Source organism: Devosia sp., from assembly GCF_024707125.1.
GTDB lineage: Bacteria > Pseudomonadota > Alphaproteobacteria > Rhizobiales > Devosiaceae > Devosia.
In genome coordinates, this window is sequence record NZ_JANQAH010000009.1 from 557,933 (window position 1) to 572,338 (window position 14,406).

General features: G+C 60.9%; 13 protein-coding genes. 6 read left to right on the forward strand and 7 right to left on the reverse strand.

All coding sequences use genetic code 11. The features are described 5' to 3' along the window. Positions 1-15: 15 nt before the first annotated feature. Both NVV77_RS12815 and NVV77_RS12820 read right to left on the reverse strand, forming a co-directional pair. Positions 16-567 carry an ActR/PrrA/RegA family redox response regulator transcription factor gene (locus tag NVV77_RS12815; RefSeq protein ID WP_295413808.1) on the reverse strand — a complete coding sequence of 184 codons (552 nt, stop codon included), beginning with the start codon at positions 565-567 and terminating at the stop codon, positions 16-18. Positions 568-623: 56 nt separating this feature from the next. Next, a complete protein-coding gene (locus NVV77_RS12820; RefSeq protein ID WP_295413811.1) occupies positions 624-1,928 on the reverse strand; it encodes an ActS/PrrB/RegB family redox-sensitive histidine kinase in 1,305 nt (434 codons plus the stop codon). A gap of 140 nt (positions 1,929-2,068) precedes the next feature. On the opposite strand from NVV77_RS12820, the gene NVV77_RS12825 reads away from it, so the two are divergent. From NVV77_RS12825 to NVV77_RS12840, 4 genes are all read left to right on the forward strand, one after another. After that, complete coding sequence (locus NVV77_RS12825) at positions 2,069-2,527, forward strand: DUF2852 domain-containing protein (protein ID WP_295413813.1); 459 nt, start codon at positions 2,069-2,071, stop codon at positions 2,525-2,527. Positions 2,528-2,672: 145 nt separating this feature from the next. Continuing rightward, positions 2,673-3,422 (forward strand): M48 family metallopeptidase, encoded by a 750-nt coding sequence (locus NVV77_RS12830; RefSeq protein ID WP_295413816.1) that lies wholly within the window; start codon positions 2,673-2,675, stop codon positions 3,420-3,422. A gap of 53 nt (positions 3,423-3,475) precedes the next feature. Beyond that, positions 3,476-3,814, forward strand: coding sequence for a hypothetical protein (locus tag NVV77_RS12835; protein ID WP_295413819.1), 339 nt, complete (start codon positions 3,476-3,478; stop codon positions 3,812-3,814). 57 nt (positions 3,815-3,871) lie between these two features. Beyond that, complete coding sequence (locus NVV77_RS12840; protein WP_295413822.1) at positions 3,872-4,579, forward strand: L,D-transpeptidase; 708 nt, start codon at positions 3,872-3,874, stop codon at positions 4,577-4,579. Between the two features lie 30 nt (positions 4,580-4,609). On the opposite strand, the gene NVV77_RS12845 is transcribed toward NVV77_RS12840, so the two are convergent. Continuing rightward, entirely contained in the window at positions 4,610-5,509 is a 900-nt protein-coding gene (locus tag NVV77_RS12845) for a DMT family transporter (RefSeq protein ID WP_295413825.1), read from the reverse strand. A gap of 313 nt (positions 5,510-5,822) precedes the next feature. Between NVV77_RS12845 and NVV77_RS12850 the strand changes: the two genes are divergently transcribed. Beyond that, positions 5,823-8,147, forward strand: coding sequence for a membrane-bound PQQ-dependent dehydrogenase, glucose/quinate/shikimate family (locus tag NVV77_RS12850; protein WP_295413827.1), 2,325 nt, complete (start codon positions 5,823-5,825; stop codon positions 8,145-8,147). Between the two features lie 507 nt (positions 8,148-8,654). On the opposite strand, the gene NVV77_RS12855 is transcribed toward NVV77_RS12850, so the two are convergent. Beyond that, a complete protein-coding gene (locus NVV77_RS12855) occupies positions 8,655-9,035 on the reverse strand; it encodes a hypothetical protein (protein ID WP_295413830.1) in 381 nt (126 codons plus the stop codon). A 307-nt stretch (positions 9,036-9,342) separates the two neighbouring features. Here NVV77_RS12855 and NVV77_RS12860 point away from each other — a divergent pair, with 307 nt between their 5' ends. Beyond that, entirely contained in the window at positions 9,343-10,470 is a 1,128-nt protein-coding gene (locus NVV77_RS12860; RefSeq protein WP_295413833.1) for a DUF2235 domain-containing protein, read from the forward strand. A gap of 46 nt (positions 10,471-10,516) precedes the next feature. Here the strand turns inward: NVV77_RS12860 and NVV77_RS12865 are convergent, their stop codons facing one another. The 3 genes from NVV77_RS12865 to lepA all read right to left on the reverse strand — a co-directional run bounded on the left by NVV77_RS12865 (position 10,517) and on the right by lepA (position 14,325). Further along, a complete protein-coding gene (locus tag NVV77_RS12865) occupies positions 10,517-11,377 on the reverse strand; it encodes a hypothetical protein (protein WP_295413834.1) in 861 nt (286 codons plus the stop codon). Between the two features lie 180 nt (positions 11,378-11,557). After that, a complete protein-coding gene (locus tag NVV77_RS12870; protein WP_295413837.1) occupies positions 11,558-12,346 on the reverse strand; it encodes a hypothetical protein in 789 nt (262 codons plus the stop codon). A gap of 173 nt (positions 12,347-12,519) precedes the next feature. Then, a complete protein-coding gene (lepA, locus tag NVV77_RS12875) occupies positions 12,520-14,325 on the reverse strand; it encodes a translation elongation factor 4 (RefSeq protein WP_295413839.1) in 1,806 nt (601 codons plus the stop codon). Positions 14,326-14,406 lie beyond the last annotated feature (81 nt).

Below are 14,406 nucleotides of genomic sequence, written 5' to 3' on the forward strand. Positions count from 1 at the left end.
GGTGGTTTGTGCTGGTTAGCGCGGTGCGCGCTTGGCCAGAATGCGCTGCAGCGTGCGCCGGTGCATGTTGAGGCGGCGGGCGGTCTCGGACACATTGCGGTCGCACAGTTCATAGACGCGCTGGATGTGTTCCCAGCGCACCCGGTCGGCCGACATCGGGTTCTCAGGCGGCTCGGGCTTGTCTTCGCCGGTGGCGAGCAGGGCATTGATGACGTCGTCGGCGTCGGCGGGTTTTGAAAGATAGTCCATGGCGCCGAGTTTCACCGCGGTCACAGCGGTGGCGATATTGCCATAGCCGGTGAGCACCACGGCGCGGGCATCGGGACGCTTCTGGTGCAGGGCCGAGACGACTTCCAGCCCATTGCCATCTTCGAGGCGCAGGTCGACGACGGCGAAGGCCGGCGGCTGTTCATTGACGGCGGCAACGCCGGCGGCGACCGAACCGGCGGTGCGCACGGCAAAGCCGCGCCGCGCCATGGCGCGTTCGAGCCGGGAGAGGAAGGCCGCATCGTCATCGACCAGCAGAAGACTGGGATCGGCCGCGAGGAGTTCTTCGAGCGTGTTCATGGCGCTTTCTTATGCGTTTGCCGCTCTTTCGTCAAAATCGAGCGCGTGCCGTGTGATCACAGTGCCGCGCGCGGCCAGGTTATGGTGACGCGGGCATGGCCCGTGGGTTTTTCGTTTTCAAAACTGAGGCGCGCACCGGTGCGCTCCAGGAGGGTTTTTGCGATGAAGATGCCGAGGCCGAGCCCGCCGGGCTGGTGGGCGTCGCCGCCCTGCGGGTCGCGCGGGCGGGTGGTCAGATAAGGCTCGCCCAGCCGGGCGATGAGTTCGGGGGCAAAGCCGGGGCCATCATCGGTCACCGTGACGGTGATGGCGGACTGGTCCCATTCGGTGTCGATGCGCACGGTTTCCCGCGCATAGCCGGTGGCGTTCTCGATGAGATTGCCAAGGCCATAGAGCAGGCCCACCGAGCGTGGAAACACCGGAGAGGTGCCCGTCGCGCGCTCGGAATAAAACAAAATCACCTTGCCGCGGCCTTCATGCGGGCGGGCGACTTCGGCCAGAATATCGGTCAGCGGCGCCTTGGCGAACATATCGGCGGGATCGCTGCCAAGGTTTCGCAATTTTGAAAGAATGGCCCGGCAGCGCGCGGCCTGCGAGATGATCAGTTCAACATCTTCGGCCAAGGGGCTGCCCTCTTCGACCTCGGCCCGCATTTCCTTGGCGGCCAGCGCAATGGTCGAGAGTGGGGTGCCCAACTCGTGGGCTGCTGCGGCGGCGAGGCCATCGAGCGCTGAAAGCTGCTCGCGATGCGAAAGGGCGAGTTCCGTCGCCGCGAGCGCATCGGCGATCAGACGCGATTCATGGGCGACGCGGATCGTATAGGCGGCGATAAAGGCAATGCCGCAGATGATCGAGACCCAGATGCCGATCACATAGATGCGGTTGAACACCAGTTCTTCGCCCGGGGTCCAGGGCAGGGGCAGGTGCAGCACCGAAATCACCGAGGCGATCACGGCGGCAAGCGCCGAGATCAGTAGGGTTTCGCGCGGCGGCAGAGTCGTGGCCGAAACCGAGACCGGGGCGAGAAGCAGCAGCGCGAAGGGATTGAGGAGGCCACCGGTCAGCGCCAGCAGCCCGCCCAATTGGCAGAGGTCAAAAGCGAGCTGAATGGCAGCAAATCGCGGGGAAAGCTGTCCCTTGGCGCCATAGCGCAGGAACAGCCCGACATTGAGCCCGGCCGAAAGCGCGATCAGCGCCAGGCATTCCCAGAGCGGCAGCGGAAAGCCGAGCCCCAAATGGACAAAGAGCACGCCAATGGTCTGCCCCACCACGGCCAGCCAGCGCAGCAGCACCAGCGTCTGCAGGCGCAACGGCCGCCAATGGGAGGTGTCGTCGCTGATCGACAGGCTCTCTTCGCTCATGATTTTGGGGAACGGCTATGCGCCGCATAGGAAGGAAAAAGCGTCATTTCAAGCCTAGAAATCCCATAGGCACATTCTTGATCCTGCCTCATGGAGGGCCACGTTATGCGCATCGCGACGTGACTGGGAAACGAAACGACATGAACACAGCAATCATCAAACCGCAATGGTCGCCACTGACCATCGCCCTCATGGTACTCGGCTTCATCATCTTCTGGCCCATTGGCCTGGCCGTCCTCGGCTACATCCTCTGGGGTGAGAAGTTTGGCGGCTCTGCCGAAAAAGCACAGGCCTACTGGAACAAGGGATGTGGCTATATGCGCAACAACAAGAAGCACTTTGGCGGCTTCAGCCGTGAACACACTTCCTCGGGCAATGCTGCCTTCGACGACTATCGCGCCGAACAGCTGCGCCGTCTCGACGAAGAACGCGCCCGGCTCGACGCCGAAATCGACGCCTTCCACGACTATATGGCCAACCTGCGCAAGGCCAAGGATCGCGAAGAGTTCGACCGCTTCATGAGCGAGCATCGTGGCTCCCGCCAGGGTTTTGGCGACAACAACAACCCGAACAACAACAATTGGGGCAATAACGGCTAAGGCCGGCCCCGCCCTCCCTTTACCTCCCAAGTGAACTGGCGCCCGCAAGGGCGCCATTTTTTGTGCGTCGCCGAGGTGTCGGATAAGTTTGATCGGCATTGCCGGCAAACCGCACTAGACTGGCCTCGATTGATTCTGCGGCTCCATGTTCTCATTCCTTCGCCAAACCCCGAAAGCACCCAAGAGCGTCACCGTCGAACTCGACGGCCGGCCGGTCGAGGTCGCGGTCAAACTGAGCAAGCGCGCGTCGAGCTTTCGCCTGTCGCTGCCGGCCTCTGGGCCGGTGCTGACCCTGCCGGAGCGATCCCGCTGGGCCGATGCCGAAGCCTTTCTCCTGCGCCATCGCCATTGGCTGGCCGCGCGCCTGCCACGCACCGTCCGTTCCATGCGGCTCGAAGCGGGCACGGAAGTGCCGCTGCGCGGCGTGCCGCATCTCGTGGTCGGCACAGGTGTCCCGCGGGGACGGGTGGAAATCCTGCCCCTTGTCGATCTGCCTGAACTGCGCGTGCCCGGAACGCCCGAACATCAGCCGCGCCGGCTTTTCGATTGGCTGAAGGCCGAAGCCCTTGCTGATCTCAGCGAGCGCAGTGCCTTTCATGCGCAAAGGCTTGGCGTGACCGTGAAAGACATAAAACTGCGCAGCCAGTCGAGCCGCTGGGGCTCCTGCTCCTCGACCGGCTCGATCAACTACAATTGGCGGCTCATCCTCGCCCCGCCCTTCGTGCTCGACTATGTCGCGGCCCATGAGGTTGCCCATCTCGTCGAGATGAACCATTCCGATGCCTTCTGGGCCACGGTTACGCGCACCCTGCCGGACATGGAGCGCGGGCGAGCGTGGCTAAAAGCACACGGTCGGCAGCTCATGGCATGGGAACCGCCCGGCAATAGCGGCTGATCACCCCATCTGCCCCCTTCTCGCCGCAATTGACCCCCAGCAGCCTTGGGGACATGCAGCGTCTCGTTTTGTCCATCGCGATTCTTTTTGCCTTCGCCACCCTTGCCGGGGTGACGACTGCGCATGCGCATCGCTATGTGGCGACCCCCATCGTCGTGCTCAATCACGTCGATGCCGAGAACGTGCCCATTCGCGTCACTGTAAAAGTGCAGCGCGGCGAGATCGATCTCGGCGAGGGCATCGTCATGCCGTGTGGTTCGCACCACGCCATTCCCGCCCTGCCGCCCCAATTGCCGGTGGCTCCTGAGGGCGAGGATGTACCCGAGCGCCAATGCGACACTGTCGCCGTCTGGCCCGGCGCCCAGGTCTTGCGGCCCCCGATAGCGGCCTAGACCCGCGCCGCCCTTCCCTTTCGTTCAAGAGCCCCTTCCGGGGCCAAGGATCTTTTCATGTCTATCGCTGTGAGCGCGCACCCGTCGCGCCGCGCCGTGCTGGCTGGCCTTGCCAGCCTCGGCGCCCTTGCTCTTGCCGGTTGCTCGACCACCGGCTCCACCCGCTCCGCAGTCGCGACGGCGGAACCGGCCGGCCGCATCGTGCCACCCGACGTGCTCGCCATGTATGGACCGCTGCCCGATGAGGATTTCCCGATTCCAGCCGCGCCCATTCACCTGCTCGACCCCGTCTACTGGCGCCAGGAAGTGGACAATGTGACCGGCGAAAAGCCCGGTACGGTGGTGGTCGATACCGCCAACCGCTTTCTCTACTGGACCATGCCGGATGGCCGCGCCATGCGCTATGGCGTCGGCATCGGCCGCGCCGGCTTTGAATGGAATGGCCGCGCCCATATCGCCTATAAGCGCAAATGGCCGACCTGGACGCCGCCGTCCGAAATGATCGAGCGTCAGCCGGAAATCGAAAAATATCGCCACGGCCAGCCGCCCGGTCTCGAGAACGCCCTCGGCCCCCGCGCGCTCTATATCCATCAGGGCAACAAGGACACGCTCTATCGCGTGCACGGCAATATGGACGTACATTCGATCGGCAAGGCCGTGTCCTCGGGCTGCGTGCGCCTCTTGTTCCATGACATCATCGACCTGCACGATCGCGTGCCCAATGGCTCGCCCATCGTCGTTCTGGCCGATCAGTCGGTCGCTTGATCCAAAAAAGGGGGCCAACGGCCCCCTTTTTTACAGCGGATGGCCGTCGGAAATGACTGATTTCTTCGGCCAGCGCTCCAGCGCCACGACGGCCACCCCGCTCGCCATGATGACGGCAATGCCGCACAGAGCCAGGGCGTTCGGGAAAGTTCCGAAAATCAGCATGCCCGAGATCAGCGCCCAGATGGTCGACATATAGAGAAAGGGCACGACCGCTGCGACGCTGGCTGCGCGATAGGCATTGAGCAAAAGCCAATGCGCCAGGATCAGGAACACGCTCGACCCGACGGCAAAGGCCAGTGTCAGCGGTGTCGGCATGGTCCAGCTTTCGAGCAGGAGCCCGGCAAGGCCTGCGCCGATGATTTCAATGGCTCCGGCGCCAACCGCCACCACAAGGCCCGGAATTTCGAGCTTTATCTTGCGGCCAACGAGATCGCGTGCGGCGACGGCAGCCGCACTCCAGAGGCCGAAGAGGGTATAGGGCGAAAACCCGCTGGCTCCCGGCTGTGCCACGAGCAGTGCCCCGGCAAAGGCGAGCACAATGAGCCCGATCTGCAGGCCCGTCAGTTTTTCCTTGAAGAACACCATGGCGCCGATGAGCAGCAGCAGGGGTGAGGTTTGTCCCAGAGCGGTGAGATCGGCGATCGGCACATAGGCAAGGCCGGCCACAAAACCCATCGCCGCGGTGAGTTCGAGCAGATTGCGGATCTGCACCCGCCCATCGAGCATGCGCGGCACGAATTTCAAAAATCCAAGCGCAGCCAGCAGGGGCAGGCCGAGAAAGGTCGAGCCAAGCCCGCGCAGGAACAGCGCCTCGAACGGCGGCAATTCATGCATGGCCAATTTGAGCAGACTGTCATTGATGGTGAAGCAGGCGGTGGAGAGGACCATCAAGATGATCCCGAGCGAGTTGCCGGAAAGGCCGCGCATGGAGAAAGATTCCGCGAGAAACGGGGCAGGAGGGGCCCGCCACCCCTGATACAAAACGCCGGCGAAATGTCCAGCGAACCCCGGTATCTACTTTGGCATCATCTGCGCGACCGGCCTTGCCCGATGGGCAAGGGGGCTTTCCCTCCGGGCACGCAAAACTTGACAAGGCCCTGTTTCAGGGCGCATGCGACCCATGTTTATGTCTTGACCTATACGTCAGGCCGGGGCGGCGCTAAGCTGATCCGGCGGGGCGGCATAGGCCTTTTCGGCCCAGCGTCACTCTCGGCCGTCAATTTTTGAGAACAGGTGATTCATGAAACTGCTGGCGCGGTTATACGCCATTGTCCTCGCGCTGATCGGCGTGGGGCTGGCGGGTGGTGGCCTATGGCTGATTACTCTCGGAGGTTCGGCCTATTACGCCATTGTTGGTCTGGTCTATCTCGTCGCGGCTGTGCTGATGCTGCGCGACAAGGCCCTTGGTGGACAGCTTGTCCTTCTCGTTGCCGTTCTGACCGTGCCCTGGGCCATCTGGGAAGCCGGCTTTGCATTCTGGCCGCTCTTTGCCCGCATCATGGCGCCGCTGGCCTTGGCCGGCTTTGCCCTTCTCTTCACACCGGCCGTCGCAAGGCCCGCCAAGAGCGGCGCCTATTATGGCGGTGCGGCTCTTGCCGCCGTGCTTTTTGCCGTCGGTTTTGCGTTCGCTTTCCAGCCGCAAAGCGTCATTCGCCCCTCGGCCGATATTCCGGCCTACCAGCCGGCAACGGGTGACAACACTCCGGCCAATTGGACCTCCTATGGCCGCACGACCGCTGGCCTGCGCTATTCGCCCTTTGACCAGATCAACCGCGATAACGTGAAGGACCTGGACGTCGCCTGGACCTATCGCACCGGTCGCGGTGATATCGGTTTTGACCAGAACACGCCGCTGCAAATCGACGATCTCGTCTATTCGTGCACCACGACCAACGTCGTCATCGCCCTCAATGGCGATAGCGGCGAGGAAGTCTGGAAATTCGACCCCAAGGCCAGCGCTCCCTTCTGGCAACGCTGCCGTGGCCTCGGCTACTTTGAACTGCCCGCCGACCAGCAGGTCGATGGCCAGCTCTGCAATACGCGTCTGATCATGACCACCGTGGATGCGCGCCTCTTTGCGATCGACGCCAAGACCGGCCAGCTCTGCCCCGATTTCGGCACCAATGGCCTCGTGTCGCTCGGCGAAAACATGGGCGAAGTCATCCCCGGCTTCTACTTCCAGACCTCGGCCCCGCTTGTCGCCCGCGACAAGATCGTCGTCGGCGGTTGGGTGGTCGACAACCAGATGGTGGGCGAACCCTCCGGCGTCATTCGCGCCTTCAACGCCGTCACCGGCGAACTCGACTGGGCCTGGGACCTTGGCAACAAGGCCATCACAAAACTGCCCCCGCCGGGCGAAACCTATACCCGTGGCACCCCCAATATGTGGACCACGGCCGCCTATGACGACGAACTGGGCCTGATCTACGCCCCGCTCGGCAACTCCACGCCCGACTATTTTGGTGGCAATCGCCCGCCCTTTGCGGACGAATACAATGCCAGCCTTGTGGCGCTCGACATCAATACCGGCCGGGAACGCTGGAAGTTCCAGACCGTGCACCACGACATCTGGGACTATGACCTGCCCAGCCAACCGGCCCTGCTCGATCTGCCCGATGGCGATGGCGGCACGGTTGCGGCCGTCCTGCAGACCACCAAGCGCGGCCAGCTCTTCCTTCTCGATCGTGCGACCGGCGAGCCGCTGGCCGATGTCGAGGAAAAGCCCGTGCCCCAGACCGGGCATGTGCCGGAAGAATATCTCTCCCCCACCCAGCCCTATTCGGTCGGCATGCCCACGATCGGGGCCGAACACCTGACCGAAGCCAAGATGTGGGGGCTGACCATGTTCGACCAGCTCATGTGCCGCATCGCCTTCAAGGAGCTGCGCTACGAGGGTGACTTCACCCCCATCGGGCTCGACTATGTCATCCAGCAGCCGGGCAATATCGGCGGCCTCAACTGGGGTTCGGTCTCGGTCGACGTGCCCAATAACCGCATCTTCCTCAACGACGTGCGGGCCCCCAGCAAGTTCGCCCTGGTGCCCCGCGACGACTATGAAGCCTTCGCCAAGAGCGTCCACGCCGATGGTTCAGGCCACGGCCCCTCGCCCCAGCATGGCACGCCCTATGGCATGGCCACCGAAATGTGGGTCTCCCCGCTCGGCGTGCCCTGCGTCAACCCGCCCTTCGGCACTGTCACCGCTATCGACATGAACACCCGCCAGATCGCCTGGCAGGTGCCCGCCGGTACCGCCGAACAGCTCGGGCCGCTGGGGATCAAGACCAAGCTCCCCATGCCCATGGGCCTGCCGACCTATGCCGGCACCTCGGCCACGGCCGGGGGCCTCGTCTTCTTTGCCGGTTACCAGGACTATTACATCCGCGCCTACGACGCCGAAAACGGCAACGAAGTGTGGAAGTACCCGCTCCCGGTCGGCTCGAGCGCCACGCCGATGACCTATGTTTCCCCCGAAACGGGCAAGCAATATGTGGTCATTTCCGTGGGCGGCGCGCCCTATTCGGCAGACAAGGGTGACTACGTCATGGCCTTCGCCCTGCCCAACTGATTTTTGGGCCTTTTACGCCTCAGCCCCTTCCCGCCTCGTGCGGGGAGGGGCTTTTGTTTTGGGGGCTCCGCGCCACCTCACCCACTGGCTGTCATCCCGGCGCAGGCCGGGACCCATCCCCGAAAAGCGCCACACCCGACCATCTCAAGATGGGCCCCAGCCCCAACGCCGGGGTGACACCGAGTGGTTGGGGAGTTTTCAGCCCAAGCCCAAACCCCGGCCGGCGTCACCGCCTCCGGTTCAATTCCAAAAGATAGGCAGACCCCGAGGTGGCATTTGCTCCTTGGGACTATTTCATACGGGGCAAAAGCCACCCCGGGGGCCGGGTTTTTGGACGACATCCACAGCGCCTCTTGATCGCTCGTCGCGAGGGACCGATGCCCGAACCCGCTTTCCCATGCGAACGGGACCGCGACCGGCACACCCCGCTCAGTTCGCATGCAGACCTGCCCGTGCGAGGTGATGGCCCTAATCTATGCCCCCGCCCCGGGGCGGGGATAAGTTTTTTCAGAACGGGTCCTGTTCGATATCAGGCGGCCCCAACCGCGCGGCACGCCCGGCGGCAAAACCCGCCTCATAAACACGGCTTTCCTTGGCATCCATCAGCTTTGCCAGCGCCTCGCGCATATCGCGGCCCTTGGACGTCTTGAGCTCGAAGGGCGGCACCGCCTGGCGCAGCCGGGCCACCGGCAGGGACGCACCGGCAACGCGCCAGCACCGACAACCCGCCTTGCCATCCCAAAAGGCATGGCGATTCTCAAAATCCTCCAGCATGGCCAGCACCTGGCCCAGTTGCACCGCGAGCCCGGCAAAGTTCTGTGCGGCAACCGGCAGCCGATCGGCCGGCTTCTTGAGAAACGGCCTGCAATCGCTGATCAACCCTTCCACCGTGGCCCGTTCGTTCGGTATTTCCCACCGGCGCCTCCGGCTTCTTGGCGGCGATGGCGCAAATGTCCTTGTGGAGGGCCGAAAGCCGGAGCCAGAGGGACTCGTGGCGCTCGGCTAGGAAGTGGGAGATTTGGGGCAGGTCGTGGCGCATGAAAAAGGTCTCCTGTCGGTCATCGTCGAGGAGAATAAGTGCACCCCGATGGCCGGGGATTAATTAGGCGTTACTCACGTCGCCCAAGACCGGCTTGCCGATCTCGCGCCTGCCGGGGAATATTCCTGCAAAACTGATTGTCGTGAGGATTCTTCAATGAAGCGCATCGCGATCTTCTGTGATGGCACCTGGAACCGCATGTCGGCCGAGCAGCCGACCAATGTGCTCCTCTCGGCCCAGCTGGTCCTGCCAGCCGATGCGGCAGGCGTGGCGCAGGTCACCTACTATGACGAGGGCGTCGGCACGACCGGTGGGCGCATCTCGACCATTCTGGCCGGCGCTTTTGGGCGTGGCCTCCTCGATAAGATCGAAGCCGCCTATCGCTTCCTGATCTTCAACTACGAGCCCGGCGACGAGATTTTCATCTTCGGGTTTTCGCGCGGGGCCTATACGGCCCGCTCGCTGGCCGGCCTTATCCGCAAATGCGGCATCGTCCCGCGCACGCATGCCGGCAAAATCCGACAGATCTTCGAGTTCTATAAGGATGCCGCGACCCACCCCGATAGCGACGAGGCGCAGCGCCGGCGCATGGACCTTTGTCCGGCGATCATCCTCAAGGATGCGGATCGCGACTGGCGTCTCGACCATGGCGCGGATGCCGATCTCGTGGCGGCGGCGAAGCCGCTAATCGTCCGCTATGTCGGCGTCTGGGACACTGTCGGCGCGCTGGGCATTCCCCAGCACCTGCCGCTGGTCGGGCTTCTCAGCGGCAAGAAATATCAGTTCCACGATACTGATCTCTCCAGCACCGTGCGCTCCGCCCGGCATGCTGTGGCCATAGACGAAACCCGCCTGAGCTTTGCGCCGGCCCTCTGGAGCAATTTGGAAACGCTCAATGCCACGACGTCAGGCGTCGACAAGTATCACCAGCTCTGGTTTCCCGGCGATCATGGCTCGGTGGGCGGTGGCGGCGACATTCGGGGCCTCTCCAATGACGCGCTGGCCTGGATCATGGAAGGCGCCGAAGCCGAGGGCCTTGCCCTCAACCAGACTGCACTGGCGACCCTCAAATCCCTCTCAGACCCGATTGCGCCCCTCTCCAACCAGACCAAGCCGCCCGGTTGGGTTGACCGGTTTCTTTACTGGCGTGGTCCCCGCAATGGACCGCAGCAGAAGCGCATGCTCTCGGAAAGCACGCTGGCGCGGCTGGCTTATGAGGGCAAGGGCGAGGAGTTTAAGCCATATCGGCCTCAGACGTTGCGAGCGGTTTGGCCGCGCTCATAAGCACATGGGCTCCCGTCTCAGGCGGCCGAGCAACACTATATGCAAGCTACCGCTTTCTATTTCTCAGTCGCTCCGCGACCGCATTTGCATTCCGAAGTTCAAAAAAAGCATGAGTATCATCGAAGTTAAGTTCTTTGATGTAGGGCGCCGCCCTTTTTGTTTTTCGGTGAAGTGTTGCCCAGATATAAATAAGTACGCAAGTCCTCTCTGAATTTATATCTATGCCCATCCTCGCGACATCTCGCCTAATTTTTGAATCGAAGTATTTTTGACGGAAGTCGGTGTAGTGAAGGTTGACCCAGTTCGGATCAGCGCCTGGTGGAAGCGCTACTCTTCCTCTTGACTCACTCGTTCGCATCAAAAAAAGGTGCTCTTGCGTCGCGGAACTTCCTAGCTCGTAAATTGCCTGAACTATTGCTTCCATGTCCTCTGAGTGGGGAAGGTCGTCGCGATTTGAGGGACTGAAAATCTGTCGTATCGCTGTTGACCTGTGACGGTGCATAACTTCACCGCAGAACTGCGTAAGACCTCTAACAATAACCTTCGGCCCTCTAAAATTCACGGTCCAGATGCGATCCGTATTTTCGAAAGCCGAGTTTGAACTCGTTTCTGTCAATGTGGACCTGATTTCATCAGGTATGCTTGCACCCCGTAGCCAGTTTTGTGCCAGTTGACTGTGCGACCCGCCCATCTGAACCAAGCATTCTCGGGCGGATTGCAGTGCTAATTTGTCATTTCCGGCAAGTATTGATAATTCAAGACAGGCAAATGGGCTAATATCTTCAAATTTCTTCTGCAAGAAATCAGATATCACGGCCTTATATTTATCACTCCGCCGAATGGCGATGTCTTGATTTCCCCTGTCGAACGCTAGGATGGCTCGCTCGCCTAATTTTGCGTTGGGCATGCTTGGGTCGTTCTTGATGATAATGCGGCTATCTGCGGGCTTCCGCGTTGGCGAAAACCCGGCGATAAAGCCTTTGTTATCAACCCTCTTGAATGAAAAATCTTTGGTCGTCGGAAGAAACGAAGAGGGGAATTACCGGTGACCGCGCCAAGGGGAGCAGGCGGACAAAGCCCCAAACTTTCATGGTACCAGTTCTTCTCGCCGATACACCGTTAGCAGCCTATCGTAGACGATGGCGGCCACTCCCTGTGGTCCCATACCGTGCATGGTATCGTAAGTTTCCAGGTGCTTGGGATTGATCTCGATGATTTTGTCTTTGATGGATTTCTCGCCGAGAAAGACGCCGGGCAATATCACGGCCAGAACGTTACCTTTCAAGGACATTTCGGAAGCGAACTGTAGTTCAACGGACGAAGATCGCTCGTCGTAGCTCACACGGCCCTGGATATTTGGACTTGTTGGTAGTCTGGCTAACTCGTGTAGGCCTTGAAGCGTGAATTCTGTTGATCCAATCTCCACGTTCTTTGTCGAACGGCCGACATAATAATCCAGATTGTCAGAGTAGAACGTTCCTACGTACTTTCGAATGGACTCGTCGTCGCTGGGTATTTCTAGAGAATCGAAGTCAGTTTTCTTGTGAAAATAGTTGGCATAGAGCCCCTTCTTGAACGCACCAGTATCCACCGGAAAGGCGCGCTCTCTGACTAGAGGGGCAGCTCCTGGGTGCAGGGCAAAAACGATCGGAAAATCGAACAAGAGATTCGCATTTTCTTCTCGCCTGGTTTTGTAGGCCGGGCGGCCGTAGAAAAAATACAGAAGGTCTTCCTCGAAGACGTCGCATCGAGTCGGAAGAAGACTTGCCGATGTGAGGATATCTTCGAGGTGAAAGGCGTCTGCTATATGAACGAGCGGAAGCTTTCCTTCGACTGGAAGCGAATCCGCAATAACCTCAGAAAGTGTTCTAGCCAAAATTGTTTCCGAATAGATCGCATCTCTTTCAAGATTTGGCCGATTCTATCAACTTGACAATAGTTTTCGAAATTTCGGAACAGATTTCCAAAAGGAGATCTAGCCGATCAGCTCGCCTTCTCAGGTTTTGTACGGTCGGCTAGATCAGGCGCAGGCTGGCGAAAAGCGTCGACTCACTCGTCGCCCATCTTCAGCGCCTTGATGAACGCTTCCTGCGGAATGTTGACGTTCCCGTACTGACGCATCTTGGCCTTGCCCTTTTTCTGCTTGTCCAAGAGTTTTCGTTTACGCGTCGCGTCGCCGCCATAGCACTTTGCCGTCACGTCCTTGCGCATCGCGCGCACAGTCTCACGCGCGATGATCTTGCCGCCGATGGCGGCCTGGATCGGAATCACAAAAAGATGCGGCGGGATCAGCTCCTTGAGCTTTTCGCACATCAGGCGGCCGCGCGATTCGGCAACGGACCTATGCACCAGCATGGAGAGCGCGTCGACCGGCTCGGCATTGACCAGAATGGAGAGTTTCACCAGATCGCCCTCGCGATGGGTATCGAGGTGATAATCGAAACTCGCATAGCCCTTCGAGATCGATTTTAGGCGATCGTAGAAGTCAAAGACCACTTCGTTGAGCGGCAGGTCATATTCGACCATGGCGCGATTGCCGACGTAGGAAAGGTTGTTCTGGATGCCGCGGCGGTCCTGGCAGAGTTTCAGGATCGCGCCGAGATATTCGTCGGGCGTCAGGATCGTCGCCTTGATCCAGGGCTCGCGGATTTCCTCGATCTTCATCACATCCGGCAGGTCGGCCGGATTGTGCAGCATGATCGTCTCGCCATTGGTCATCTGGACCTCGTAGACCACCGAAGGAGCGGTGGCGATGAGATCGAGATCGAACTCGCGGGAGAGGCGCTCCTGGATGATTTCGAGATGCAACAGGCCCAAAAAGCCGCAGCGGAAACCGAAGCCGAGCGCGGCCGAGGTTTCCATTTCGAAGGAGAAGCTGGCGTCGTTGAGCCGCAGCTTGCCCATGGCGGCGCGCAGCTCGTCAAAGTCCGAGGCATCGACCGGGAAGAGGCCGCAGAACACCACCGGCTGGGCCGGGCGGAAGTCGGGCAGCGGGTTTTCGGTGGGCTTGCGATCATCGGTGATGGTATCGCCGACATTGGTATCGGCGACTTCCTTGATCGAGGCGGTGAAAACGCCGAGTTCGCCGGGGGTCAGTTCCTTGACCTCGAGCAGTTTGGGGGTCTGCACGGCGACGCGATCGAGTTCGTAGACGGCGCCCGAGGCCATCATGCGGATGCGCTGGCCCTTCTTCATCACGCCATCCATGATGCGGACGAGAACGACGACGCCGAGATATGTATCGTACCAGCTGTCGACGAGCAGGGCTTTTAGCGGCGCATTGATGTCGCCCTTGGGGGCGGGGAGGCGCGTGACGATGGCTTCGAGCACGGACTCGATATTGAGGCCGGTCTTGGCGGAGATTTCGACGGCGTCGGAAGCGTCGATGCCGATGACGTCCTCGATCTGCTGTTTTACGCGCGGAATGTCCGCTGCGGGCAGGTCGACCTTGTTGAGGACGGGGACGATTTCGTGGTTCGCGTCGAGCGCGTGATAGACATTGGCGAGGGTCTGCGCCTCGACGCCCTGGGAGGCGTCGACGACGAGGAGCGAACCTTCGACAGCGGCCATCGAGCGGGAAACTTCATAGGCGAAGTCGACGTGGCCGGGCGTGTCGATGAGGTTGAGGACGTAGTCCTCGCCATCTTTCGCCTTGTAGTTGAGGCGCACGGTCTGCGCCTTGATGGTGATGCCGCGCTCGCGCTCGATATCCATCGAGTCGAGGACCTGTTCCTTCATCTCGCGCAGGTCGAGGCCACCGGTCATCTGGATGAGGCGGTCGGCGAGCGTGGATTTGCCATGGTCGATGTGAGCGACGATGGAGAAATTGCGGATATTCTTGAGCGGCGTGGTCATGGGGCGCTGATAGCAGAAGGCTGGACTCCAAGAAAGATGGTTTCCGCGCGGTAAACGGCAACGTTTGCATGCGAAAGCGCG